Source organism: Candidatus Skiveiella danica (assembly GCF_022705245.1).
Classification (GTDB): Bacteria; Pseudomonadota; Gammaproteobacteria; order Burkholderiales; family Burkholderiaceae_C; genus Skiveiella; species Skiveiella danica.
Map to the genome: position 1 here is coordinate 98,968 of NZ_JAKJEW010000007.1, position 24,254 is coordinate 123,221.

The 24,254-nt window shown below is 67.1% G+C and carries 20 protein-coding genes and 1 pseudogene; 7 read left to right on the forward strand and 14 right to left on the reverse strand.

Going from position 1 to position 24,254, the window contains the following annotated elements:
- The first annotated feature begins 38 nt into the window (after window positions 1-38).
- The 4 genes from ACMUOY_RS05910 to ACMUOY_RS05925 all read left to right on the forward strand — a co-directional run bounded on the left by ACMUOY_RS05910 (window position 39) and on the right by ACMUOY_RS05925 (window position 4,405).
- Window positions 39-740: a response regulator transcription factor gene (locus ACMUOY_RS05910; protein WP_413891775.1), complete on the forward strand. Its 702-nt coding sequence runs from the start codon at window positions 39-41 to the stop codon at window positions 738-740.
- A complete protein-coding gene (locus tag ACMUOY_RS05915) occupies window positions 737-2,080 on the forward strand; it encodes a sensor histidine kinase (RefSeq protein ID WP_413891776.1) in 1,344 nt (447 codons plus the stop codon). Before ACMUOY_RS05910 ends, ACMUOY_RS05915 begins: the two co-directional genes overlap by 4 nt.
- 166 nt (window positions 2,081-2,246) lie before the next feature.
- A complete protein-coding gene (locus ACMUOY_RS05920; RefSeq protein WP_413891777.1) occupies window positions 2,247-2,990 on the forward strand; it encodes a tyrosine-protein phosphatase in 744 nt (247 codons plus the stop codon).
- 104 nt (window positions 2,991-3,094) lie between these two features.
- The gene (locus ACMUOY_RS05925) at window positions 3,095-4,405 is read left to right on the forward strand and encodes a hypothetical protein (RefSeq protein WP_413891778.1); all 1,311 of its coding nucleotides are present in this window, start codon (window positions 3,095-3,097) and stop codon (window positions 4,403-4,405) included.
- A 15-nt stretch (window positions 4,406-4,420) separates the two neighbouring features.
- On the opposite strand, the gene ACMUOY_RS05930 is transcribed toward ACMUOY_RS05925, so the two are convergent.
- From ACMUOY_RS05930 to ACMUOY_RS05945, 4 genes are read right to left on the reverse strand one after another with little or no spacing between them, the layout of a single operon-like run.
- Entirely contained in the window at window positions 4,421-5,206 is a 786-nt protein-coding gene (locus ACMUOY_RS05930) for an SDR family NAD(P)-dependent oxidoreductase (RefSeq protein WP_413891779.1), read from the reverse strand.
- A 37-nt stretch (window positions 5,207-5,243) separates the two neighbouring features.
- Window positions 5,244-6,527 (reverse strand): ankyrin repeat domain-containing protein, encoded by a 1,284-nt coding sequence (locus ACMUOY_RS05935; protein WP_413891780.1) that lies wholly within the window; start codon window positions 6,525-6,527, stop codon window positions 5,244-5,246.
- Window positions 6,524-7,099 carry a sigma-70 family RNA polymerase sigma factor gene (locus ACMUOY_RS05940; RefSeq protein WP_413891781.1) on the reverse strand — a complete coding sequence of 192 codons (576 nt, stop codon included), beginning with the start codon at window positions 7,097-7,099 and terminating at the stop codon, window positions 6,524-6,526. Before ACMUOY_RS05940 ends, ACMUOY_RS05935 begins: the two co-directional genes overlap by 4 nt.
- Window positions 7,100-7,156: 57 nt before the next feature.
- Window positions 7,157-8,080, reverse strand: a complete 924-nt coding sequence (locus ACMUOY_RS05945; RefSeq protein WP_413891782.1) for a hypothetical protein — start codon at window positions 8,078-8,080, stop codon at window positions 7,157-7,159.
- Between the two features lie 194 nt (window positions 8,081-8,274).
- On the opposite strand from ACMUOY_RS05945, the gene ACMUOY_RS05950 reads away from it, so the two are divergent.
- Window positions 8,275-8,658 carry a hypothetical protein gene (locus ACMUOY_RS05950; protein WP_413891783.1) on the forward strand — a complete coding sequence of 128 codons (384 nt, stop codon included), beginning with the start codon at window positions 8,275-8,277 and terminating at the stop codon, window positions 8,656-8,658.
- Between the two features lie 10 nt (window positions 8,659-8,668).
- Here ACMUOY_RS05950 and ACMUOY_RS05955 read toward each other — a convergent pair whose 3' ends face one another.
- Window positions 8,669-9,298, reverse strand: a complete 630-nt coding sequence (locus ACMUOY_RS05955; protein ID WP_413891784.1) for a nucleoside-diphosphate sugar epimerase — start codon at window positions 9,296-9,298, stop codon at window positions 8,669-8,671.
- A complete protein-coding gene (locus ACMUOY_RS05960; protein WP_413891785.1) occupies window positions 9,240-10,961 on the reverse strand; it encodes a DEAD/DEAH box helicase in 1,722 nt (573 codons plus the stop codon). Before ACMUOY_RS05960 ends, ACMUOY_RS05955 begins: the two co-directional genes overlap by 59 nt.
- 240 nt (window positions 10,962-11,201) lie before the next feature.
- Here ACMUOY_RS05960 and ettA point away from each other — a divergent pair.
- Window positions 11,202-12,762, forward strand: a pseudogene (gene ettA / locus ACMUOY_RS05965) (energy-dependent translational throttle protein EttA).
- A 42-nt stretch (window positions 12,763-12,804) separates the two neighbouring features.
- Complete coding sequence (locus tag ACMUOY_RS05970; protein WP_413891786.1) at window positions 12,805-15,096, forward strand: DUF1631 family protein; 2,292 nt, start codon at window positions 12,805-12,807, stop codon at window positions 15,094-15,096.
- A 117-nt stretch (window positions 15,097-15,213) separates the two neighbouring features.
- Here the strand turns inward: ACMUOY_RS05970 and ACMUOY_RS05975 are convergent, their stop codons facing one another.
- The 8 genes from ACMUOY_RS05975 to ACMUOY_RS06010 all read right to left on the reverse strand — a co-directional run bounded on the left by ACMUOY_RS05975 (window position 15,214) and on the right by ACMUOY_RS06010 (window position 24,219).
- Window positions 15,214-15,576, reverse strand: a complete 363-nt coding sequence (locus ACMUOY_RS05975) for a hypothetical protein (protein ID WP_413891787.1) — start codon at window positions 15,574-15,576, stop codon at window positions 15,214-15,216.
- 87 nt (window positions 15,577-15,663) lie between these two features.
- Window positions 15,664-16,674 (reverse strand): P1 family peptidase, encoded by a 1,011-nt coding sequence (locus ACMUOY_RS05980; protein WP_413891788.1) that lies wholly within the window; start codon window positions 16,672-16,674, stop codon window positions 15,664-15,666.
- A gap of 19 nt (window positions 16,675-16,693) precedes the next feature.
- Window positions 16,694-19,837, reverse strand: coding sequence for an efflux RND transporter permease subunit (locus tag ACMUOY_RS05985; protein WP_413891789.1), 3,144 nt, complete (start codon window positions 19,835-19,837; stop codon window positions 16,694-16,696).
- A gap of 12 nt (window positions 19,838-19,849) precedes the next feature.
- Window positions 19,850-21,496, reverse strand: coding sequence for an efflux RND transporter periplasmic adaptor subunit (locus tag ACMUOY_RS05990; protein WP_413891790.1), 1,647 nt, complete (start codon window positions 21,494-21,496; stop codon window positions 19,850-19,852).
- The gene (locus tag ACMUOY_RS05995) at window positions 21,493-22,767 is read right to left on the reverse strand and encodes a TolC family protein (RefSeq protein WP_413891791.1); all 1,275 of its coding nucleotides are present in this window, start codon (window positions 22,765-22,767) and stop codon (window positions 21,493-21,495) included. Before ACMUOY_RS05995 ends, ACMUOY_RS05990 begins: the two co-directional genes overlap by 4 nt.
- A 56-nt stretch (window positions 22,768-22,823) precedes the next feature.
- Entirely contained in the window at window positions 22,824-23,171 is a 348-nt protein-coding gene (locus ACMUOY_RS06000) for a copper-binding protein (RefSeq protein ID WP_413891792.1), read from the reverse strand.
- 20 nt (window positions 23,172-23,191) lie between these two features.
- A complete protein-coding gene (locus ACMUOY_RS06005; RefSeq protein ID WP_413891793.1) occupies window positions 23,192-23,647 on the reverse strand; it encodes a DUF411 domain-containing protein in 456 nt (151 codons plus the stop codon).
- Between the two features lie 155 nt (window positions 23,648-23,802).
- Complete coding sequence (locus ACMUOY_RS06010; protein ID WP_413891794.1) at window positions 23,803-24,219, reverse strand: hypothetical protein; 417 nt, start codon at window positions 24,217-24,219, stop codon at window positions 23,803-23,805.
- Between the last annotated feature and the right edge of the window lie 35 nt (window positions 24,220-24,254).

A 24,254-nucleotide genomic window follows, 5' to 3' on the forward strand; every position in this document is an offset into this window, starting at 1 on the left:
AGCGCGAGACCGACGTGCATGAATGACAGAATCGCGCCATGCCCCGCATCCTGCTGATCGACGACGACGCCCAGCTCGGCCCCCCGCTGGCAGCCTACTTCCAGCGCTTCGACCTGACGCTGGAGCAGGCTCTGCGCCCCAGCGCGGGTCTGGCCCGGCTGGCACAGGGCGGGTTCGACGCCGCCATCCTCGACGTCATGCTGCCCGAGATGGACGGCTTCGAGCTGTGCCGCACCATCCGCCGCAGCAGCGACATCCCGCTCATCATGCTCACCGCCCGCGGCGAGGTGATGGACCGCGTGGTGGGCCTGGAGCTGGGCGCCGACGACTACGTGCCCAAGCCCTTCGAGCCGCGCGAGCTCGTCGCCCGCGTGCAGACCGTGCTGCGCCGGCGCACCGCCACGGCACCCGCTGCCGCCCGGCTGGAGTTCGACGGCCTCACCGTGGACCCCGCCACCCGCAGCGTGATGCGCCTGGGCCAGCCGCTGGAGCTGACCGGCACCGAGTTCGACCTGCTGCACCTGCTGGCGCGCGAGCCCGGCAAGGTCTTCAGCCGCGACGACATCCTGAACCACCTGCGCGGCCACGAGGCCGAGCTGTTCACCCGCGCGGTGGACATTGTGGTCAGCCGCCTCCGCAAGAAGCTGGAGCCGCTGGACGCCATCAAGACCTTGCGCAACGCCGGCTACTCGCTGGCGTTAGGCCGCGCTCAACCCGTCGCTGAACCCAAGACGCCATGAGCAGCCCCGCGCAGACGCTTACCCAAGCCCGTTGGCACCGCCGTGCAAGGCATGCACTGGCGCATTCGCTGCGCGTGCGCCTGGTCGCGCTGTTCCTGCTGCTGGCGCTGGCCATGGCCGCAACCTTCCTGTTCGGCATGCAAAAGGCCTTCAGCATCGGCTGGCGCGACGCGGCCCGCCCGCTGGTGGTGGATTACGTGGACCGGCTGGCCGCAGAGATCGGCAGCCCGCCCCGCATCGAGCGCGCCCAGGCCCTGGTGCAGCGACTGCCGGTGGCCGTGCGCATCAGCGGCCCGCAGGTCAACTGGCGCAGCCACCCCAGCACGCCGGAGCAGGAGCGTCGCTGGAACGACGCCAACCGCTGGAAGGGCGAAGAGCCCCGCCTGCTGGAGCGCACCACCGCCGACGGCCACCGCATCCACTTCTCGCTCAACGTGCAGGTCTGGCAAGACCAGCCCCGCGTGATCGGCTGGGCCACGCTGGCCGTGCTGCTGTTGCTCACCGGGCTGGCCTACCTGCGCGTGCGCCGCCTGCTGCGCCCGCTGGACGACATCCGTGCAGGCGCCTTGCGCTTCGGCGCGGGCGACTTTGCGCAACCGATCCCCGTGCGCCACCCGGCCCGGCCCGATGAATTGGGCGAGCTGGCTGCCACCATCAACACCATGGGTGGCGACATCCGCCAGATGCTCGACGCCAAGCGCGCCTTGCTGCTGGCCATCAGCCACGAACTGCGCAGCCCGCTGACCCGCGCCCGCCTGAACACCGAGCTGCTGCCCGAAACCCCCGATGTGCTGCCCGCGCGCGACGCCCTGCTGCGCGACCTGGGCGACATGCGCGACCTGATCACCGACCTGCTGGAGAGCGAGCGCCTGGCCAGCCCGCACGCCGCGCTGCACCGCGAGCCGGTGGACCTGGCCGCCCTGGCCGGCGAGGTCGTCGCCAGCCTGGAAGGTGCCCCTGCCGTGCAGCTGAGGGCGGCCAGCGACCTGCCCACGCTGGCGCTGGACCGCACCCGCATGCGCCTGCTGCTGCGCAACCTGCTCGACAACGCGTTGCGCCACAGCGTGGACGCGCCGCACCCGCCCGAAATTGACCTGCGCGCCGAAGGCAGTGGCCTGCGCATCACGGTGCGTGACCACGGCCCCGGCGTGCCTGACGACCAGTTGCCCCATCTGGCCCAGCCCTTCTACCGGCCCGATGCCGCCCGCGAGCGCGCCACCGGTGGCGTGGGCTTGGGGCTGTACCTGTGCAAGCTGGTGGCGCAGGCGCATGGCGGCACGTTCACCGTGCGCAATGCGCTGCCTGGGCTGGAAGTCGTGGTGACGCTGCCGGGCGGCTGAGTATTCTCCGGCGATTGCCCGTTGGATGGCTGGTCGCGGCGGTAGTGTGCGAATGATTCAAAATCAGGAGCAAAAGATGACCTTTCGGCGCTGGGATGAAGCCGATTTTGTTCACAATCGGACCTGATCAGCCTTCTTGAATCGTTTCTTATCGCCCGGACATACCATGTCAACTCCCTCCCGCTCTTTGAGCCTGGCCGGCGCCAGCAATTTCCGCGACCTCGGCGGTTACATCGGCCACGACGGCCGGCCGGTGCGCTGGCGCACGCTGTTCCGTTCCGACCATCTCGCCGCGCTGACGCCCGATGACCAGGCCGAGCTGGCCCGGCTGGGCCTGGCACGGGCCTTCGACTTTCGCGGCGTGCACGAGCGCGCTGCCGGTGCGTACGAGATACCTGGTGTGACGCTGCATGCGCTGCCGATCGAGCCCACCGTGGTGCAGCGCATGAAGGACCTGCTGGTGGCCGGGCGCGCGCTCACGCCGCAGCAGACGGTGGTGTTGATGCAGGAGACCTACCGCGCCTTCGTCAACGACAACGCCGCCGCGTTTGCCGCCTTGTTCGAGCATCTGCTGGCCAGCGATGCGCCGCTGGTGTTCCACTGCACCGCCGGCAAGGACCGCACCGGCTTTGCCGCCGCGCTGATCCTGCTGGCGCTGGGCGTGCCGCGCCCGGTGGTGATGCAGGACTACCTGCTGACCAACGAGCTGCTGCGCATGGACAGTGCCCCGGCCTACGGCATTCCGCCCGAGGTGATGCAGGTGCTGTGGCGGGTGCAGGCCGAGTTTCTCGACGCCGCCCTGCACGCCGTGGATACCGACCACGGCGGCGTCGACGCCTACCTGCAGCGCGAACTGGGCCTGAGCCCTGTCGCCCTGCGCCAGCTCGGCACGCTGTATCTGCAGCGCTGAGGCGCCGGGGCCCTTTCGGGCCTTGACCTGCCTCAATGAAACCTGGAGACCTTCGGTTCACGATGGCAGCAGCGGGGCGCCATCCCGCCCCACGCGGAGGCATCATGCAACACCCCCGAACCCTGAAAGCTCTCGCGCTGGCGCTGGCGTTGGGCTTGCCCATGCAGGCGCGCGCGCAGGCGCCATTTTTCGTGCCGATCCCGGCGTCCATTCTGGTGGGGCCGCTGGTGATGCTGCTGATTCCGCTGGGCATGGAACTCTCCAAGTCCGATGAAAAGAGGGTTCAGGAGCTGGAGGCCCGGGGGGACTGGGCTTCCGTCGTCGCGATGGCCACGCAACACCTCGGCGCGAAGCCGGGCGACCTCTACTGGCTGGAGTTGCGCGGACGTGCGCTGCAGCGCCAGATGGGCTGCGCCGCAGCCCTGCCGGACCTGCGTCAGGCCTTTGACGGCAGGCTGGCGCAGGCGCCGTTGCAGCCGGAGCCGACGTTTGCCGCGGGGCTGTCGCTGGGCCTGTGCGAGATGGCCGTGTGGGACTTGAATGCCGCAGCGGCCACGATGGTCCGACTGTCCCCGTTGGCGCCCCAGGGCTGGGAGCCCATCTACAACCTCGGCGTGATCCGCGCCTTGCAGGGTGACCTGGACGGCGCCCGCGCTGCCGAGGCCGCGCTGCGGCCGCGCAACGCCGAGATGGCCGATGCCCTGCTGGCTCGATACATCGTTCCGGGGTCGGCCTCCCCCGCGCCGGACACTGCGGCTGGCCTTTCGGCGCAAGCCCTCCCTGAGCGCCTGCCGCCTGCGCTGGCAGAACAGGCGCTGGCCATCGGCAACCGGATGCTGGTGCTGCCGCAGGGTCGCTGGTTTGGCACGGCTGCGTCCAGCCGCACGGTGTTGGGCGGGCACATTCGCGTTGCGCCGGTCAAGATCGATCGGGTTGAGCTGACGACCCTGGGCGCCTTCGAGGTGACCGGTGCGGGGCGGCTGGCGGCGGCGGTGGCATTCACCGCCAACAAGAAGCAGGCCTTCGGCATCTCGTACTGGAACGTTGACGACCCGTGCGCCTCGCGCGACGGCGTCTACGTGGAGCGTTTCAACAGCCCCTTCGACCAGCCCGAGTGCCTGCGCCTGCGCGTGCTCACGCCGGCCATGATGCGCGCCGTCGCGGACCTGCAGCCGGTGCTGCAGGCAGCCGAGGCTGCCGGGGCAACATTGCCGGCGGCCGCCTACGAAGTGCAATACGCCCGCCACGGGCTGGACTGGGTGGTCACGTCCACCTGGCTGGTGCCGACGCATCGTCTGGCCGGCGACCTGGCGGCCGTGCAGTGGGGCCACGCGCTGGCCAATGCCTTGCGCCCGCTGGCCCGGTGGCCGCAGCCGCAGACCGTCGCTGCGCCGCCGCTGGGGCCCATGCCCTGAGCCGGGCTCAGGCGTTTACACCGGAACGGTGTAGTTCAGGGTCATGCGCCCGCCATCGACTACAACGATCTCGCCGGTGATGTAGCTGGCCGCATCGCTGGCCAGATAGGCCACCGTGTCGGCGATCTCCGTCGGCTCGCCCAGACGCTTCATGGGCGTGCGCATCATGATCTTTGCCTTGGCCTCGTCGCTGGTCAGCACGGCCTTGGCGGCCAGCTCGGTGGAGATGGTGCCGGGCGCCACGGCGTTCACGCGCACGCCCTTGTCGGCCAGCGCCAGCGCCATCACGCGGGTGAGCTGGTTGATCCCGCCCTTGCTGACGTTGTAGCTGGCGATGGTGGGAATGGCCAGCGTGCCGTTGACCGAGCTCATGTTGACGATGCTCCCGCCGCCGGTCTTGACCATCTCGCGCGCCACGGCCTGGCCCACGAGGAACGAGCCCTTGACGTTGACGCGGATCACCGCATCGAAATCGGCCTCGGTCACGTCCAGAAAATCCGCCGCCTTGAAGATGCCGGCGTTGTTCACCAGCACATCGATGCGGCCGTGCGCGGCCAGGGTGCGCGCGATCAGCGCGTCCACGTCGGGCTTGTGGCCGACGTCGCAATGCACGTAGATCCCGCCGAGTTCGCCCGCCAGGGCCTGGCCCGGCGCGTCGGCCAGATCGGCCAGCACCACGCGGGCGCCTTCGCGCGCGAAGCGGCGGGCGCAGGCCTCGCCGATGCCCTGGGCGCCGCCGGTGATGATGACGACGCGGCCGTCGTGGCCGAAGTGGACCTTGCTGGAATCGGGTGGGGTCATGGTGAAGTGTCCTGGATGAAGTGAAGCGGGTATCGGTTCAGCGCACGGGCGCCGGCAGCGCCGATTCTGGCGCAATCAGCAGCGTCGCCAGGGTCGCATGCCCCTGCTGACGCGCCAGGTCGGCGGCGGTGCGGCCGGCGGCGTCGGTTTTCGCGCGGTCGGCGCCGGCGGCCAGCAGCAGGCGGACCACGGCTTCGTCGCCGCGGCGGGCGGCGAGCATCAGAGCGGTCTGGCCCGCAGGGTCGGTCGCATTCAACGCCGCGCCCTCCTTCAGGGCCTGGCGCGCGGCTTCCAGCGATCCGGACAGCGCTGCGGTCAGCAGCCGCTGGCTGGCGGGCGAGAGGCTTGTCGCCGGACCGGCGGTGCTGGTTGTCACGGCGCGCTCTTGTGCGGCCGCCGGCATCGGCGCCAGGCGCGCGCGCGATTCAGCCGGGCTGGCATCCAGTGCCCTGGCGGGGGCCGTTGAAGGCGCCGGCGCAGCAGCTCCCAACGACGCGGCGGGTGGCGTTGCAGGAACTGGAGCGGCGGCCGGTGCCGGTTCGGCGATGGGGGCCGTCGCGGGCGGCGCGGCTTTCAGGGCGCGGTTCGTCGGGCCCGTGCCCTCGGTTGCGGGGGGGGCGCGGTCGGCAAGCGAGCCGGCGTCTTTGGAAACCCCAGCCACCACGTTGCCGCTTTCGCCGGTCAGGGTTGCCGGGACAGCGCTTTTTCCGGGCGAGGAGGGGGCAGCGGGCCGGGCCTGCACGGCGGGCGCGCGCTGCGGCTCTGCGGCACCTGGGCCCATCGGCGTCGGGGTGTTGCGAAGGACAGACGTGGGCGCGGGTTCAGGCAAGGGCGCCGGTGCGGATGCGGTATCGGCGGACTCGGCCTTGCCCGGTCGCGAGGGCAAGGCCGGTGGCGCAAGCGCAGGTCCGCCCGAAGTGAGTTCGCGCTCGTCCGGCGTGCCGCGTTCGAACTGCAGGAACAACAAGGTCGCCAGGCCCAACACGGCCACGCTGGCGACGGCGCGCAGGCGCCAGGAGCTGTCGTTGGCGGCGTGGCGGCCGTTGTTCGTTGCCTGCTTCGGACTTTTCGAGCTTTTTTGGTCAGATCCCGGCGTCAATGGGTTATTGTTTGCTATCCATTCAGGAGTTTTGTCGGGCGACGATTCTGCGTCGCCTGTGCTCGAGGCGCTTCGCGCGGCGGCTGCGCGTGCCTGTGCCAGCACGGTCTCTCGCAGCGCGGGCGACGGGCGGGCCGGGTCCTGCGCGCTGGCTTCGTGATAGCGCCGGACCAGCTCATCGGTGGCCTCGTGGCGCGGCAGGGGGGTGTCGGGGCGGTTCACAGCAAGCCCTCCAGGGTCTGGCGCAGCGTGGCGCGGGCGTAGCGCAGCCGGCTCTTGGCGGTTTCGACGGGCACACCAGTGGTGGCGGCGATGTCGGCGACGGTCAGGGCGCCCTCGGCCTGTAGCAGGAAGGCATCGCGCTGCACGGCGGGCAGGGCCGCCAGCACATCCAGCAGGGCCTGCGCCTGCTCGCGTGATTGCAGCTGGCGCAGCGGGCCGAAGCCGGAGTCCGCGGCCAGCGTGTCGGCCAGGCTGGCGCCGTCCTCGGTCGCGGCATCCAGGCTGGCGTGGGGGTGGTGGGTGCGGAAGTGATCGACCATGCGGTGGTGCGCCAGTGTGAACAGCCAGGTGCGAAAGCGCGCGCGGGGCTGGTAGTGAGGGGCCTGGCGCACGATGCTGAACCACACGTCCTGCACCAGTTCGTCGGCCAACGCCGCGTCGTGCACGCTGCGCAGCACGTAGCGCCACACCGCCGGCAGGTTACGGTCGTAGAGGGTCTCGAAGGCGCGCGCGTCACCGGCTGCAAAGGCTTGCATGAGCATCTCGTCGGTGGGCGCGACCTCCGTGTCCATCGTCGGGATTATCCCGGCGGCGCCCGCCGGGGCGGGCGGGTGCACACGAGAAGATCCTCAACGGTAGACGGGCGGGTCGGGCACGTAGCGCGACAGGGGCGCGTCCGGGAAGGGGTTGGCTTGCCGCTGGGGCGCCGCGCCGGGGATCACGCCCAGGGCAACGAGGTTTTCGACGCTGTCGTACCGGATGCGGATCAGCTCGTCGGGTCGGTGGCTGCGGCGCTCGAACGTGGTGTGGGCGACGCGCGAGCTCTCGCGCTCGCCATGGCCCGTGCCCAGGCGCGCGGCCGGAGCCGCGCGGGCGACGGCCTCGTCACGGCTGCGCGCGCCGGCGCCTTGCGGACTTTCGGCCCGGGATTCGGCGGCAGCAGGGCCAGGCGCCGGGGCCGCTTTGGCCGTGGCCGCGGCCGCCGATCCGGCCAGCGTCGACCGCTCCTGGGCCGCAGCCGATTCGTTGGCATCGGGCAGCGCCCTGCCCGGCGGGTACGGCACCGAGACCGGCGGCGGTGGGGGCAGCTTCTCCCGGAACACGGCGACCCCGATCACCCCGACATGGTCAGGGCGGCCGGTGCGCGCTGCGTAGGAGGCCTGCGAGGCGGCGAAGTGGAAGGCCGCAACTTCGGCGTCGCTCTTGCGCCAACCAGAGATGTCGAAGGATTGCCAGGGCGAGAGCACATAGCCGGTCTGCTCCCACGAGGCGGTTTCCCCCGATACGACGTTGACGCCGTCCACCGAGATCACGCCGAGCACGCGCTCGCCGCTGGCGTTGCGCACGGAGACGGCGTAGCGCCCGCCGGGGCGTCCGGCGACCCAGTAGTCGCCCCGGTGGCGGTAGACAGGCAGGGTCGCGCCGCTGTCGCGGTCGATGACGTTGATGTCGGTCAGCCGACCGACGGCATGCGCGGGGGGGGTGCCAAGAAAGGCCAGCGCAGCCAGAGCGGACAAGGCCAGGTGGGCGGTGCGGTAGGCGAGGGGTTTCATGAAAGCTCCTTCTGAAGGTTGAGGTGCTGACTGAAACGAACGGTGGGTGCGGATGGGGTCAATTCGCCGAGCGAAATCGGTAACGGGTTGTAAATCGTTGCGCTGACGATCTGGTAAAACCGGCGTCAGGGGCAAGAACCAGTGCCCGACGATCCACGCGGGGACCTTGTTCCGCCCCCAACCCTCCAACTGCCATGACCATATTCACCAAGACCGTGTTGTTCACCGATGCCGACGGCCGCGCGAAATTTCGCGAAGAAACTCTGGCGCTGAGCGAGGGCACGCCGCAGGCCGCGCTGTCCCCGCTGATGGCCTCCGGTGGCTACCAGCTTCGACAGAGCCCGGTGGGTTTTCGCAGCAGCTTTCATTGCACCGGCAGTCCGCAATGGCTGATCGTGCTGCGTGGGCAGATGGAGATCGGGCTGCAGGACGGCAGCTCGCGGGTGTTCGGCCCGGGGGATCATTTCTATTCGGCCGACACGCTGCCCGAGGGCGCCACCTTCGATCCGGCGGTGCATGGCCACTGGAGCCGTCAGGTCGGGCCGGAGCCGCTGGTGACGCTGTTCGTGCGGGGCTGAGGGCCGCGGCTCAGGCCTGCTGAAGTTGCCCCGACAGCAGGATGCGCGTGCCAGGGTCCGCCGCCTTGACGGCGCGGATCAGGCCCGTGGCCACGTCGGCGGCGGCAATCGCGCGCAGGTTGGCGGGGGTGACGGGCCGAAACAGGGCCATGACAGCCAAGCCGATGCGCTCCCCGGAGCGGATCGGCTGATCCAGGGACTCGCGGTCGCCCGCCAGCATTGACGGGCGGGCAATCACGACCGAGTCGTAGCCCAGGGCGGACACGGCCTGTTCCATCTCGCCCTTGACCCGGTTGTAGAACACGGCCGAGCGGGCGCTGGCCCCCATGGCGCTGACCACTCCCAGATGCGTAGCGCCAGATGACCGCGCGGCGCTGGCTACGGCCACCACAGCGTCAAAATCGATGGCGCGAAAGGCTTGCTGGCTGCCTGCCACCTTGATCGTGGTGCCCAGCGCAATGAAAACGTCGTCGACCTTGGGCAGCCGGGGCAGGGCTGCAAAGTCGACGACGTGGGAGTGAAGCTTGGGGTGGCGCTGGGCCAGGGCCCGGCGGCCCACGCAGTGAACCGCCGAATAGGCTTTATCGGCCAGAAGAGCGCGGAGGATTTCCCGACCCACGAGACCCGAAGCCCCCGCCACCAGAGCGGTTCTGCCCGCCGCCGAAGCCGCGGCCGCCGCCGTTGCGCCCGCCGCGTCCGCGGTCGGCCATGCTGTCGATGCTGGTTCGCATCGGGTCGGGTTGGCCGGAGGCGTCCTGGCGGGGTCTGCGCGTGTCATGGCGCAAATTGTGCAGGTTGGTGCGCAGCGGGTCCACGTTGCGGGGGATTTCATCGCCGAAATCCGCACGTTCGCGGCGCTCGGCCGGCGGGCGCTGGCCTTGGGCCGGGTTGCCGCGACCGGCGTTCACGCCGCCGTGGCGCTGGCCATGCGGGGCGTGGGCGGGCTTGGGCGTGCCACCTTGGCGCTCGCCGGATCGACCGCCACCCGACGGATTGCCGCCGCGGCCACCAGGCGCCGCCTTGCCTTCGCGCATGCGCTGCATCATTTCGGTGCGCGCCGCCTTGGCCGCGGCCTGCATCACGTCGCGGCTGGGCGGCTTGCCCGCGCCGCCCCAGATGGTCTGGCGGCCCATGGCAATGGGTTCGGCCTTTTCACCCGGCTCCGGCCCGAAGCCTTCGACGTGCTCGACGGCGATCTGCTGCTTGGTAAAGCGTTCGATGTCCATCATGAAGCCTTCCTCGTCCAGGCAGACCAGGCTGACGGCCTGGCCGTCGGCGCCGGCGCGGCCGGTGCGGCCGATACGGTGCACATAGTCTTCGCTGACGTTGGGGATCTCATAGTTCACCACATGCGGCAGGTCTTCGATGTCGATGCCGCGGGCCGCGATGTCGGTGGCCACGAGCGCGCGGATGTCGCCGCTCTTGAAGCCGGCCAGGGCCTGGGTGCGCGCGGACTGGCTCTTGTTGCCGTGCAGGGCCATGGCCTGGATGCCGTTCTTGGTCAGGAACTCGGCCACGTTGTTGGCGCCGAACTTGGTGCGGGTGAACACCAGCACCTGGCTCCAGTTGTGCTTCTGGATGATGTGCGCCAGCAGCGCCTTCTTCTTGCCGCGGCCCACCGGATGGATGATCTGGGTGATGCGCTGCACCGTGGTGTTGCGCGGCGTGACCTGGATGCTTTGCGGGTTCTTCAGCAGGCCCGAGGCGAGTTCGCGGATCTCGTCGCTGAAGGTGGCGGAGAACAGCAGGCTCTGCTTGTCGCGCGGCACCAGGGACAGGACCTTCTTCACGTCATGGATGAAGCCCATGTCGAGCATGCGGTCGGCCTCGTCGAGCACCAGGATCTGCACGCTGGAAAGATCCAGAAAGCCCTGTTGCTGCAGGTCGAGCAGTCGCCCGGGCGTGGCCACCAGAATGTCGACGCCGCGTTTGAGCTTGCTGATCTGCGGGTTCATGCCGACGCCGCCGAACACCACGGTGGACGTCAGGGCGACGTGCTTGCCGTAGTCCTGCACCGATTCCTCGACCTGGGCGGCGAGTTCGCGGGTGGGGGTCAGTACTAGCGCGCGAATGGCCGTGCCGCCGAACTTGTTCTTGCCGGCTTCGCCGCGCCCGAGGATGTCGAGCATGGGCAGCACGAAGGCAGCGGTCTTGCCGGTGCCGGTCTGCGCGCCGGCCAGCAGGTCGTGCCCTTCGAGCACCGCCGGAATGGCCTGGGCCTGGATGGGGGTGGGGATTTCGTAGCCTTGCTCGTGCACGGCTTTCAGAATGGCCGGAGCCAGTTTCAGATCGTCAAAGTTCATGTGGAGGCGCCCGTCCTGGGCGCATGGAGCATCGGCCTGTTCCGTCGTGAAGGTTCACGGCCGGGCCAGTCAAAGGCAGATGAAATACAAGGTCGGGAGCCCGAAAGGAGCTTTCTTCGTCCCCAGCAGCATGCTGACGTTGCAGGCAACTGGGTCCTGCAACAAGCCGTATTGTCGCATGCGCGGATAATCCACGCTTTTGCGCTGCATGCGCCGTCTTTCCCAAGGGTTCCCCGTACTATGGCTCAATACGTTTTCACCATGAATCGCGTCGGCAAGATCGTGCCGCCGAAGCGACAGATCCTCAAGGACATCTCCCTCAGCTTCTTCCCCGGCGCCAAGATCGGCGTGCTCGGTCTCAACGGATCAGGCAAGTCCACGCTGCTCAAGATCATGGCCGGATTGGACAAGGAGATCGAGGGCGAAGCCATCCCCATGCCGGGCCTGAAGATCGGATACCTGCCGCAGGAGCCCAAGATGGATCCGGACCAGACCGTGCGGGAGGCCGTTGAAAGTGGCATGGGAGAGGTCAAGGCGGCGCAGCAGCGCCTGGACGAGGTCTACGCGGCTTACGCCGAGGAAGATGCCGATTTCGAAGCGCTGGCGGCCGAACAGGCCAAGCTGGAGGCCATCATTGCCACCGCGGGAGACGCCTCCGAACACCAGCTGGAAATTGCCGCCGATGCGCTGCGCCTGCCGCCCGACCAACCACCTGGACGCCGAATCGGTGGACTGGCTGGAGCAGTTTCTTGCCCGCTTTTCCGGCACCGTGGTGGCCATCACCCACGACCGTTACTTCCTGGACAACGCCGCCGAGTGGATTCTCGAACTCGACCGGGGCTCCGGCATTCCCTACAAGGGCAACTACAGCACCTGGCTGGAGCAGAAAGAGGCGCGCCTGGAGCAGGAAAACCGCAGCGAGGATGCGCGGACCAAGGCGATGAAGAAGGAGCTCGAGTGGGTGCGACAGAACCCCAAGGGCCGCCAGGCCAAGAGCAAGGCGCGTCTGGCGCGTTTCGAAGAGCTCAGCGACTATGACTACCAGAAGCGCAACGAGACCCAGGAAATATTCATTCCCGTCGCCGAGCGCCTGGGCAACCAGGTGTTCGAGTTCCACAATGTGACCAAGTCGTTCGGCGACCGGGTGCTGATCGACAACCTGTCCTTCACCGTCCCGGCGGGCGCCATCGTCGGCATCATCGGCCCCAACGGGGCCGGCAAGTCGACACTGTTCAAGCTGATTGCCGGCAAGGAGAAACCGGACAGCGGCGAGGTCATCATCGGCTCCACCGTCAAGATGGCCTTTGTGGACCAGCATCGCGACGATCTGTCGAATGAGAAGACCGTCTGGGAAGACGTCTCCGGCGGGCTCGACATCCTGACCGTGGGCAAGTTCCAGATGGCCAGCCGCGCCTACTGTGGCCGCTTCAACTTCAACGGCGGCGACCAGCAGAAGAAGGTCGGCACACTGTCCGGCGGCGAGCGCGGCCGCCTGCACCTGGCGAAAACGCTGATCGCCGGCGGCAACGTGTTGCTGCTGGATGAGCCTTCCAACGATCTGGATGTGGAAACCCTGCGCGCGCTGGAAGATGCGCTGCTCGAATTTGCCGGCTCGATCATGGTGATCAGCCATGACCGCTGGTTCCTGGACCGCATTGCGACGCACATCCTGGCCGCCGAAGGCGACAGCCAGTGGGTGTTCTTCAATGGCAACTACCAGGAGTACGAGGCCGACAAGAAACGGCGCCTGGGCGAGGAAGGCGCCAAGCCCAAGCGCATGCGCTTCAAGGCACTGAAGTAAAAACCTTTCGCAAGCACCGGATTTCCTGCAATACTTGCGGCCATGAAACCCGGAGTCAAACGGAGGATCGGGATTGCAGACACCCACGGCAACCGCCGGGTGACGGTGTCTGCGTGCCTGGAGCTTGTGCTGTCCCAGGTGCCCAGCCTGATGGACCAGGTGCTGGACGGGCTGCGCCTTGCAGCGGGTCTGGACCCGCACAAATCGGCGGGCCGGGGCGGGTTTCGGCCGGAACTGAAGCCAGTCATCCAGCAACTGCTGGACCAGCGCGATTCACTGCGAAACGCCTTCTCGGGCCAGGTGCGCATCCTGTCCTACGGCGGGGTGTCCGACCCCGGCAGCCGGCCTCTGGTCCGGTTCGAGGACATCCAGCTGCTGGATGTCCACCAGCTGGATCAGAGCATCGAATTGGCCCGGGTCCAGCAAGAGCTGGACTTCACCGCCGGCGAGGCGCTGCCTCGCCTGAACGCGCTCATGAGCACGGTCATGGGCTGGATCAACGTTCAACCCAACATCAATCCACTGCGTCCGGAGCTTTTCGCCAAGGCGCTGCGAGACACCATGGCGGCACATATCTCGATTGCCGAGATCCGCAGTGAAATCCTGGCGTCGGCGGCGGGCCGGCTTGGGGTGGGTTTGCGGCAGGTCTACCGGGAGATTACAGAGTGGCTCCTGTCGCATGGGGTCGAGCCCGCAGGCACGACGCCGCCGACCTTGGCCGGCGCGGCGGCGACTCGCAATACCGAAAAGAGCAACGAAACCACGCGGGCTGTGATCACTTTGGAACGCCTGAGGCGGCTGCTTTCAGCGGACATGGGTGACGTGGCCAGCCTCAGCGGTCGCCCCGGCGGCGACTTCCTTCACACGATCCCGGCTTCGCTGACCGCGCTGCAGGATATGAAGCAGGTCGAGGCGATGATCCAGCGACTGGAGTTGCGCAAAAAGCAGCAGAGTGCTTCTTCGGGCAATGCCGCTGCTCAGCACGTGGACTTGAGCCTTCGCGGCCCGATGGACGGCCGACAACTTGGACAGCAGATCGGCGAGGAAGTGACCCGGATGATGCTGGACAACCTGACCCAGGACGAGCGTCTGCTGGGCCAGGTCCGCTCGGCCTTGCAGGGCCTGTCGGGCTCACTGCTGGAACTCGCCAGATCCGATGTGCGATTCTTCAGCGACCACCGCCACCCGGCGCGCCAGTTTCTCGATCGCGTGACCGACCGCAGTCTGGCTTACACAACGGAAGATGAACCGGGTTATGCCCGCTTTGTTGAGTCGATCAATGGTGCCGTGCAGACGATCAATGCGTCGACGGAACTCCGGGCGGTGGCCTTCGCTCTGGAGATGGAAAAGCTCTTGTCCGTCTGGCAGCAGGACGACAAGGCGCAACTGGCTCTGCGCGAGGAAACGGCTCGTGCATTGCTGCATGTCGAACAACGCAACCTGCTCGCGCAGCGCCTGGTCGACCAATGGCTGGGTCGCATGAAGGAACAGCCCGTACCCCTTCTGGTGCGCAGTTTTCTGGTGGGGCCTTGGGCGCAGGTCGTCGCGGAGTCACAGCTGAACTGCACGCGCGGCAGCACGGATCCGCAGGGGTATCTGGCTGTGGTTGACGAACTGATCTGGAGCGTGCAGCCCTGGCAGGCAAGGCGCAATCCGGTCCGTCTGGTCGAGATGATCCCGGCGATGCTGGCCACGCTGCGCTCCGGCTTGCAGCTGATCGCCTTTCCGCCCCGGCGCATCTCTCAGTTTTTTGACGAGCTGATCGCCTGCCATGAAACCGTGCTGCAGGAGGCCCGAGCCGCGCGCGAGAAGCAGGAACTGGCCGCTCACGCTCCGGGGGAAGGTGCCCACGGGGATGCTGGTGGGCCCGGCGTGCAGGATGTTCAGGATGCCGCTCTGGACGAGACCATGCCATCCGAGGCGCCTTGGCTCGGAGAGGCCGAAACGGCCGATGCCGGCTACCTTGAGGCCGAGGCCGTCATGCCGCTGGATCCGGCCACGCTGGAGGTGTCCGACGCGGATCGGCAGGAGGCGCAATCGGCCAGCGAGTCCATCAGCGAAGGGGCGTGGGTTGAATTGATGCTGGACGGCGAGTGGACGCGTCTCAAACTGACCTGGAGCAGCCCGCATCGCACGCTGTTCATGTTCACGTCGACGCGGGGGCGCGCACACTCGATGTCCCGGCGTTCGATGGCTCGCCTGCTTGCCACCGGGATGATCCGTATCGTGTCATCCGGACTCATGCTGGATGATGCGCTGGACGCCGTGGCCCAGACGGCCTTGCGTAACACGCTGGCTTCGGGGCAGGCCCCAGGGCACGCCGGCGCTGTTTGAGCGGGCTTCGATCAGGATGGGTCGTATGGCCCGGTACACGCCGCCCATGCTTCCTGATCGTTCCGGTGACCAGATGGCCTAGGCACCGGCAACGACATCACGCCACAGGCCGGCTCGCTATGGCTTCTGCGCCACGATGCACTTGAGTCCGGCCGACTGGCTTCCACCGCCCACTGACATGACGCCCTGGATGTAGTCCTGCGTGGAGATCCTGTTCTGCCCCCAGCGCGACGTCATATCGACAAAATAGACGTTGTAGCTCGGGTCATCCTGGTTCATCAGGCTGGAAACAGTGAATTCACCCATGCGTTGGTTGCCGCAGTTGCGCAGGATCTGATTGACGAACGCGTCATAGTTTGGATTGGCTTTCCACGCATCGGGTGCGCAAGCGGACAGGGCGAGCGGCAACAGGGCAGCAAGGGCCCATTTGCGGGCCATGGCCCCAATCAGGGGTGCGCGATCAATCAGGGGACGGTGCATGGTTGTTTCCTTTTGCGGGTCTGCGATGGGTCTTGATGCGTTCACCAGTGTGTCGAAAAGATGCCCACGCTGGCTGCGGGCTACATCCTAACGGGTGTGCGACACACTCGCAACGCCGGGAAGCCGCAGGCCACCGACTTCAAGACTGCGCGCAGCGCGCACGGCGCGCACGGTGGCGCGCGCGACCGCTTCGGCGGCCATGACACACAGGACCGTCATCCCAGGCGTTCGCGGGGCCAGGCCTGTGCTCATCGCAAACAGGGTGTCGCCGTCAGAAAGCGTATGCGCCGGATTGATGCTGCGTGCCAGTCCGTCGTGGCCCGCCATCGCCAGGCGTCGGGCCTGCGCCTTGGTCAGTTGCGCATCGGTCGCAATCACGCCGATGGTGGTGTTGGTGCCGGCCAGGATGGGCAGGGGGGGCTCCCCGCGCAGCAGGCTGCGGCGCGTATCGCGCAAGCCCGCGCCATCTCCGGTTCGGGCTCCGGCGATGAGGGCGCCTGTATCCGGATCCACGATATCCCCCAGCGCGTTGCAGGCGATCAACGCCCCCACAGTGACCCCGTCCAGAGTGACCGATGCGGTCCCGATGCCCCCCTTCATGGCGAAGGGCATGCCAAACATCTTGCCGATTGCGGCCCCGGTGCCGGCCCCGACGTTGCCTTCGGCCGGTGGCTGGCTGGAGGCCACCTGGCAGGCCGCATATCCGGCCTGCGCGTCGGGTCGGATATGGGCATCACCGACCAGCAGGTCAAACAGCACCGCAGCGGGAACGATCGGGACCAGGGCGGACCCGACGTCCAGACCGATGCCTTGCGATTCCAGCCAGCGCATCACGCCGCTGGCTGCGTCCAGTCCCCAGGCGCTGCCGCCAGAGAGCAGAACGGCATGCACCGTGTTCACCGCATTGCACGGATCGAGCAGGTCGGTCTCGCGCGTGCCCGGTGCAGCACCTCGCACGTCCACGCCGGCGACGGCGCCGCCGCGCGCCAGCACCACGCTGCAGCCGGTGGGCCTGCGGGGGTGGGTGAAATGGCCGACCTCAATGCCGGCCACGTCGGTGATGGCGCCTGCGCCATTCGCGCTGTCGAATTCACTCATGGCGTCGATTATGTTGTCATCATGAGATCGGACTTTCTATCCCTGCTCTGAGCCGCCACTGTTTGACCAGCGCATACAGGGCCGGAATCACCGCCAGCGTCAGCACGGTCGAGGAGATCATGCCGCCCACCATGGGCGCGGCGATGCGGCTCATGACCTCGGAGCCGGTGCCTGTGCCCCACAGGATCGGCAGCAGGCCGGCCATGATGGCGACCACCGTCATCATCTTGGGCCGCACGCGCTCCACCGCGCCTTCCATCACCGCCGCGTAGAGGTCATCCACGGTGGGTTCGCGCCCGGCCGCGCGGCATTTGACCTTCACGGCCTCCCAGGCATGGTCCAGGTAGATCAGCATGATCACGCCGGTCTCGGCCGCCACGCCGGCCAGCGCAATGAAGCCGACCGCCACGGCCACCGAGAGGTTGTAGCCCAGCAACCACATCAGCCAGACGCCCCCGACCAGCGCGAAGGGGACCGAGAGCATCACGATCAGCGTCTCCGTGATGCGCCTGAAGTTGAGGTACAGCAGCAGGAAGATCGACAGCAGCGTCACCGGGATCACGATCTTCATTTTCCCGATGGCGCGCTCCATGTACTCGAACTGGCCGCTCCAGGTCACGTAGTAACCGGGCGGGAACTTGACCTGCTCGGCCACCGCCTTCTTCGCATCCGCCACATAGCCGCCGATGTCGCGGTCGCGGATGTCGACATAGATGTACGCCGACAGCAGCGCGTTCTCGGTGCGGATGCCGGGGGCGCCCTTGGCGACGACGACCTTGGCCAGCTGCCCCAGCGGAATCATGGCGCCGTCCATCGTGGGAATCAGCACCTCGCGCGCGATCTGCTGCGGGTCGCCGCGCAACTCGCGCGGGTAACGCACCGTCACGCCATAGCGTTCCCGGCCCTCCACCGTGGTGGTGACCATCTCGCCGCCCAGCGCGATGCCGACGACATCGAGCAGGTCGCCGACCGCCAGGCCGTAGCGCGCCAGTTGCTCGCGATCGGGTTCGATGTTCAGGTAAAAGCCGCCGGTGATGCGCTCGGCAAACGCACTGGTCGTGCCAGGCACGGCCTTTACGACGGTCTCGATCTGCCGCGCGAGTTTTTCCATCTCGTCCAGGTCCTTGCCGAAGACCTTGATGCCGATCGGCGTGCGGATGCCGGTGGACAGCATGTCGATGCGGGCCTTGATCGGCATGGTCCAGGAGTTCGCCACGCCGGGGAACTGCAGCGCCTGGTCCATTTCGGCAATCAGCTTGTCGATGGTCATGCCGGCGCGCCATTCGGATTCGGGCTTGAGGTTGATCACGGTCTCGAACATCTCGGTCGGCGCCGGATCGGTGGCCGTGTTGGCGCGCCCGGCCTTGCCAAAGACCGACGTCACCTCCGGGAAGCTCTTGATGATCTTGTCCTGCGTCTGCAGCAGCTCGGCGGCCTTGGTGATCGACATGCCGGGAAGCGATGCCGGCATGTAGAGCAGGGAGCCTTCGTTGAGCGTGGGCATGAACTCCGAGCCGAGGCGGGAGGCCGGGTAGTACGAGACGCCCAGCACCACCAGGGCGGCGAGCACGGTCAGTTTCTTCCAGCGCATGACACCCGTGATGATCGGTCGATAGACCCAGATCAGGAAGCGGTTCACCGGGTTCTTCGCCTCGGGCATGATCTTTCCACGGATGAACAGCAGCATCAGCACCGGCACCAGCGTGATCGACAGCAGCGCCGCGCCCGCCATGGAAAAGGTCTTGGTATAGGCCAGCGGCGAGAACAGCCGGCCTTCCTGGCCTTCAAGCGCGAAGACCGGCAGGAACGACACGGTGATGATCAGCAGCGAGAAGAACAACGCCGGGCCCACTTCCTTGCAGGCATCCAGCATGGCATCGAACCGGTCTTTCGTGGAGTGCCCTTCGGGCAATCGTTCGAGGTGTTTGTGGGCGTTCTCGATCATCACGATGGCCGCGTCGATCATCGCGCCGATGGCAATCGCGATACCGCCCAGGCTCATGAGGTTGGAACTCATGCCCAGCAGGCGCATGGCGATGAAGGCCATCAGGATGCCCACCGGCAGCATCAGGATGGCGACCAGTGCGCTGCGCACATGCATCAGGAACACGACGCAGACCAGCGCGACGATCAGCGACTCCTCCAGCAGCGTTCGTTTGAGGGTCTCGATGGCGCGGTGGATGAGCTCCGACCGGTCGTACACCGTCTGAACCGTCACGCCGGCCGGCAATCCGGGCGCGATCTCGGCGATCTTGTCCTTCAGGCTGGCGATCACTTCGAGGGCGTTCTGCCCGTAGCGGGCCATGGCGATGCCCGACACCACCTCGCCTTCGCCGTTGAGTTCAGTCAGCCCCCGGCGTTCGTCGGGTGTGAGCTCGACTCGCGCAATGTCGCGGATCAGCACCGGCGTTCCCTTGTCGCTCTTGACCACCAGCATTTCGATGTCGGCCTTGCCGCGCAGGTAGCCCTTGCCGCGCACCATGTACTCGGTCTCGGCCATCTCCACGGCGCGCCCGCCCACGTCCCGGTTCGAGTCGCGGATCACCTGGGCCACTTTCATCAGCGGGATGCCATAGGCGCGCAGCTTGACCGGGTCGACTGTGACCTGGTAGGTCTGCACGAAGCCGCCGACCGAGGCCACTTCGGCCACGCCGTGCGCCTTGGTCAGCTGGTAGCGCACGTACCAGTCCTGGATCGACCGCAGTTCGGCCAGCGTCTTGTCTTTCGCCAGCAGCGCGTACTGGTAGACCCAGCCCACGCCCGTGGCGTCCGGGCCGATCTGCGGCGTAATCCCTTTGGGCATGCGCCCGGCGGCGAAGTTGAGGTACTCCAGCACGCGCGAGCGCGCCCAGTAGATGTCGGTGCCGTCTTCGAAGATGATGTAGACGAAGGACGCACCGAAGAAGGAAAAGCCGCGCACCACCTTCGACTTCGGTACCGACAGCATGGCGGTCGTCAGCGGGTAGGTGACCTGATCTTCCACCACCTGCGGCGCCTGTCCGGGGTATTCGGTGTAGACGATGACCTGCACATCCGAGAGGTCGGGCAGGGCGTCGATGGGCGTTCGCAGGACAGCAAAGATGCCCCAGACCGTGATGAACAGCGTGGCGAGCAGGACCAGGAAACGGTTCCTGCCCGACCAGTCGATGATGTGGGCCAGCATGGTGTCTCCGGGTCAATGACCGGCGTGCGGCTTTGCGGCGGGTGCCGGCGCCCCTGCGGACGCGCTTGCTGCCATCGGCTTGACGCTGGTGATGACCCATTCGCCGGGCTGTCGCTCGATGAACTCGAAAGAAACCTTCGCACCCGGCTTCAGGGCTTGCAGCAAGGAGGCGTTGGCCGCCTTGAATTCCATGGTCATGGCCGGCCATTTCAGACTGGGCACCGGGCCGTGACTGAGGCTGACCGTGCCCGCCTTCGCGTCCACGCTGTCGACAGTGCCATCGGCCTGGTGACTGACGCCTTTGGCCAAGCCCGCGCCCGTCTCTGCGGGCATTTCAGCCTTGGCAGGCGCCGCAGGGGGGGCGCTGCTGAAGCCGCCGATCGCTGCCTTCAGGTTGCTCTCGGCGTCGATCAGGAAGTTGGCCGCCACCACCACCGGCTCGCCGTCCTTCACACCCTCGATGACTTCGACGTCGGTGTCGCTGCGCGCGCCCAGCCGGACCTCGCGCGGCTCGAACCGCCCTTCGCCGCGCTGGATCAGCACGATCTGGCGCGTGCCACTGTCGATGACGGCCGACACCGGCACGGTGACCACCGAGCCTTTGGCCGATACCGACACTTCGACCTGCGCGAACATCGCCGGCTTTAGCAGCAGGCCCGGGTTGGCCAGTTCCACCCGGACCGGCACGGTGCGGGTTTCTGCCTTGAGCGTCGGATAGACATAGGTCACCTTGCCCTCGAACGGCTTGCCGGGGTAGGCGTTGATCCTGATTTTCGCCGTGGCGCCGGACTTGATCAGCCCGATGTCCTGCTCGAAGACATCGGCGATCACCCAGACTGAAGACAGATCCGCCACCTGGTAGAGCGCCTCGCCGGGCATGAAGCGCATGCCCTGGACCGCCTTTTTCTCGGTCACGATCCCTGAGGCCGTAGAGCGGAAGGTCAGGGTGCGTTTCGCTTCACCGGAGCTGGCCAGTGCCTTGATCTGCTCGTCGGAGATGTCCCAGCTGCGCAGGCGCTGCAGGCTCGACTCAGCGAGCTGCTGCATGCCGGTCTGGGCCGTCCCGCCGGCGTCCTTCAGCGAGGCCACGCCCTGCATGGCAATGGCGTACTCGCGTTGGGCCGAGACCAGTTCCGGGCTGTAGACCTCGAACAGGGGCTGGCCCTTGCGCACTGGCTGGCCCGTGACGTTGACCAGCAGGCGCTCGACATAGCCCTCGAACTTCGGCGCAATCGCATAGACGCGGCGTTCGTCGGGCTCGACCCGGCCCGCGGCACGCACCGTCCGGTCCAGTGTGCGGGAGCGGGCGGCCTCGGTGCGCACGCCCAGCTTCTGGACCTTCTCGGTGCTGATGCGGATCTGCCCGGGCGCCGCCGGCTCGCTCTCATCGCCGCCCGCATACACAGCGATGTAGTCCATGCCCATAGGGTCTTTTTTCGGGACCGGCGAGGTGTCAGGCAGGCCCATCGGGTTGCGGTAATAGAGAAGCTTCTTTTCCTGCTTGCCGGTGTCGCCAGCCGGCGCGCTGGCGCCGGTCATGGCTGCGCTCGCGCCTGGGGCTGTTGGGGCGCTCCCTCTGTGACCCAGCCAGTAGCCGCCGCCTGCGGCAATGATCGCGACTGCGACGACTCCAAAGCCCACGCCAGTGCTTTGCTTCATAGCTCTTCTCCGAGTAATTTTTCGATTTCAGCCTGCCGGACCTGCCCCTCAAACCGGGCCTTGATCTGGTTTTGCCGGGCCTGGCGGATGGCGCGCTGCGCTTCGAGCAGCGTGGCGAAGTCCACCTTGGTGGCTTCATAGCTCGCCAGGGCGGAATTGAAGCTCAGCTCGGCCTGGGGCAGCAAGCTGCTCGTCGCCAGGTTTTCGATGCGTCGCGCGGCATCGATGCCGGCCAGATTCTCGGAAAGATCGGACAGCACCTGGTTGGCCACGGCCTCCCTGCGCGAACGCGCCGCCGCCAGCATGGCCTCGGACTCGCGCTCCTGGGCGCGCCGTGTTTCCTGCTGCAGCGGGATGTTCACCTCGAGCATCAGGGTCCACTCCTTGAATGAGGTCTGGTACTGCGTGGGCTGGATGCCGACCATGAAATCGGGAATGCGGTTCTTGTAGGCCAGCTCGCGGCCTTTCTCGGCCGACCTGACTCGCGCTTCTTCAGCGAACAAGAGCGGATTGCGACTGCGCACGCGCTCCTCCAGCGCGGCGAAATCGAGCTGTGCCGGGGCGGGCCAGGGGCGTGCAAGGGCCGGCTCGGCCAGGGGCGCCGACGCAGGCCGCGCCAGCAAGGCATTCAGGCGCGCGTTGGCCTGGCGCGCTTCGGCCTCCAGCGTGACCAGTTCACTGCGCATGGTGGTCTGTTCGACTTGCGCCCGGATCACGTCCTGCTGCGCCGCCAGACCGTTGGCGTAGCGCACCTGCGCAATTTTTTCCAGGCGCGACATGAGATCCAGGATCTCCAGCGTCAGCTTGCGGTTGCCGTGCAGGTACAGGCGCTGGGCCTGGGCGATCTTGATCCTGGCGGCCAGTTCGGACCAGGTGCCCTGCGCCTTGCCCTGAGCACCCTCCGCATCGAATGTCGCGATCTCCCGCTTCAGGTCTCGCTTGCCAAACCACGGCAGTTCCTGGGTCAGCGTGTACTTCGTGCCGCCGACGTTGCCGGGCCACAGGCTCGGGTTCTGTTCGCCCATCTTCGTGATGTCCATCAGTTCCATGCGGAACCGGGGATCGGGAAAGGCGCCGGCCGGCGTCACGCGCTCGCCCGCGGCCTGCGCTTCTGCGCGCATGCTTGCGTAATCGGGATTGCGCTCTTTGGCGATCGCCAGCAGCGTCTGCACATCCGCGCCCGGCAAGGATTCCTGGGGGTGCGCAGCGAATGCGCATGTGGCCAGGGCTGCGGCAGCCAGCAGGCGCGCGGGATGATGGAAAGAGTTCATGGTGACCTTCGTGTTCGGGGATCGAACAATCGGTGCAATGGGGCGAGGCATGGGATTCACTTGTCGGGCTCGAAGCGCACCACGGTCATGGCGCCGTTGATGTCCTCGGCCGCAAAACGGATCGTCTTTCCCTCCTTCATCTTGTCGAGCCAGGCGCTGTCCTTGACGCGAAAGACCATGGTCATCGCCGGCATGCCGTTGGGCAAGGGGCCGTGGGACAGGGTCACTTTCTTGTTCGCCTTGTCGATCTTTTTCACCAGGCCGTCGGACAGGGGCAAGCTTGCAGCGGCGGGCGCCGATGCCGGTGCCTTCCCATGGGCGCCGTGGTCGGTCTGGGCAAGGGCGGGCAGCAAGGCGCCTGCTGCCATCAGGGCGGTGAGGGTGGGGGCGATGAGAGTTTTCATGGTGTTCTCCTTGGCGTGGGTCAATAGCGGGAAAAAGTGCGCGTGCTGCCGTCCGCCTGTACCAGCAGCACCTCATACCGGTCCTTTCGGCCTCCGTATTCAGGGCCGTCCATGCCGGGCGAGCCGACCGGCATGCCGGGCACGGCCAGGCCAAGTGCCTTCGGGCGCTCCTTGAGCAGGCGCTTCACGTCGCTGGCGGGTACGTGGCCTTCGACGACATAGCCACCCACCAAGGCGGTGTGGCAGGAGCCAAGCTTCTGCGGCAAGCCCAGGCGCGTGCGGGCGGCGGTATTGCCGCTGTCATGGGTCGTGACGGAAAAACCGCTGGATTGCATGTGGGCGATCCAGTCCTTGCAGCAGCCGCAGCTGGGGTCTTTCCAGACTTCAAGGTGTGGTTTGGCGGATTGCGCCAGCAGGGGCAGGGCAGATGTCGAGGCAGTGGCAGCCAGGCTTTGAATGAACAGGCGTCTTTGCATGATGGGTGATCCTCAAGCAGGCAATTTGAAAATGGAAAGAGGCGAAGGCCTCCGGCGCGGACTGACGACGGTCAGTCCGGCCGTGCCGTGGCCGGGTGAAATCCTGTCTGCCGCTGGCTAAACGCCGGATGGCAGGCGGACTACGGGCAGGGAGGTCAGGAAATGGGTGGCTTCAGGCCTGGCGCGGGCAGGGCGCTGGTGAAGCGGGGAAACGGCATTTCCGGCACGAGGGCCGGCAGGGGCAACGCTGGCAATGGCGCCGCATCCGCGCTCATGGCCACGGTATGGCAGACCTGGCACACGGTGCAGGCCTGACCATCGGCCGAGGTGTCGCTGTCGTCCCGCCCGGCAGGCGCGCTGGCGTGGTCTGGGCAATGCCCCGGGCCGGCCTGCAGGTCCTGACGACCCGAATCAGCCTCAAAATGGGTGATCTCCAGCGTCGGATGGTCGTCAATAGCTATGTTTTGGATAGCGACCGGGGTGCCCGTCGCCGCTTCCAGCGCCATGGCATCGCCGATCCAGCCGCGCAAAGGCAGCAGGACAATCATCACAGCAAGGATCAGGCGGCGCATGGACGGGATGATACGGCGCGACGCGAAAGGTTCAA

Coding starts and splice junctions, on each gene's coding strand:
- ACMUOY_RS05910 (WP_413891775.1), top strand. CDS start 39: ATGCCCCGCATCCTGCTGATCGACGACGACGCCCAGCTCGGCCCCCCG.
- ACMUOY_RS05915 (WP_413891776.1), top strand. CDS start 737: ATGAGCAGCCCCGCGCAGACGCTTACCCAAGCCCGTTGGCACCGCCGT.
- ACMUOY_RS05920 (WP_413891777.1), top strand. CDS start 2,247: ATGTCAACTCCCTCCCGCTCTTTGAGCCTGGCCGGCGCCAGCAATTTC.
- ACMUOY_RS05925 (WP_413891778.1), top strand. CDS start 3,095: ATGCAACACCCCCGAACCCTGAAAGCTCTCGCGCTGGCGCTGGCGTTG.
- ACMUOY_RS05930 (WP_413891779.1), bottom strand. CDS start 5,206: ATGACCCCACCCGATTCCAGCAAGGTCCACTTCGGCCACGACGGCCGC.
- ACMUOY_RS05940 (WP_413891781.1), bottom strand. CDS start 7,099: ATGGACACGGAGGTCGCGCCCACCGACGAGATGCTCATGCAAGCCTTT.
- ACMUOY_RS05945 (WP_413891782.1), bottom strand. CDS start 8,080: ATGAAACCCCTCGCCTACCGCACCGCCCACCTGGCCTTGTCCGCTCTG.
- ACMUOY_RS05950 (WP_413891783.1), top strand. CDS start 8,275: ATGACCATATTCACCAAGACCGTGTTGTTCACCGATGCCGACGGCCGC.
- ACMUOY_RS05960 (WP_413891785.1), bottom strand. CDS start 10,961: ATGAACTTTGACGATCTGAAACTGGCTCCGGCCATTCTGAAAGCCGTG.
- ACMUOY_RS05970 (WP_413891786.1), top strand. CDS start 12,805: ATGAAACCCGGAGTCAAACGGAGGATCGGGATTGCAGACACCCACGGC.
- ACMUOY_RS05975 (WP_413891787.1), bottom strand. CDS start 15,576: ATGCACCGTCCCCTGATTGATCGCGCACCCCTGATTGGGGCCATGGCC.
- ACMUOY_RS05980 (WP_413891788.1), bottom strand. CDS start 16,674: ATGAGTGAATTCGACAGCGCGAATGGCGCAGGCGCCATCACCGACGTG.
- ACMUOY_RS05985 (WP_413891789.1), bottom strand. CDS start 19,837: ATGCTGGCCCACATCATCGACTGGTCGGGCAGGAACCGTTTCCTGGTC.
- ACMUOY_RS05990 (WP_413891790.1), bottom strand. CDS start 21,496: ATGAAGCAAAGCACTGGCGTGGGCTTTGGAGTCGTCGCAGTCGCGATC.
- ACMUOY_RS05995 (WP_413891791.1), bottom strand. CDS start 22,767: ATGAACTCTTTCCATCATCCCGCGCGCCTGCTGGCTGCCGCAGCCCTG.
- ACMUOY_RS06000 (WP_413891792.1), bottom strand. CDS start 23,171: ATGAAAACTCTCATCGCCCCCACCCTCACCGCCCTGATGGCAGCAGGC.
- ACMUOY_RS06005 (WP_413891793.1), bottom strand. CDS start 23,647: ATGCAAAGACGCCTGTTCATTCAAAGCCTGGCTGCCACTGCCTCGACA.
- ACMUOY_RS06010 (WP_413891794.1), bottom strand. CDS start 24,219: ATGCGCCGCCTGATCCTTGCTGTGATGATTGTCCTGCTGCCTTTGCGC.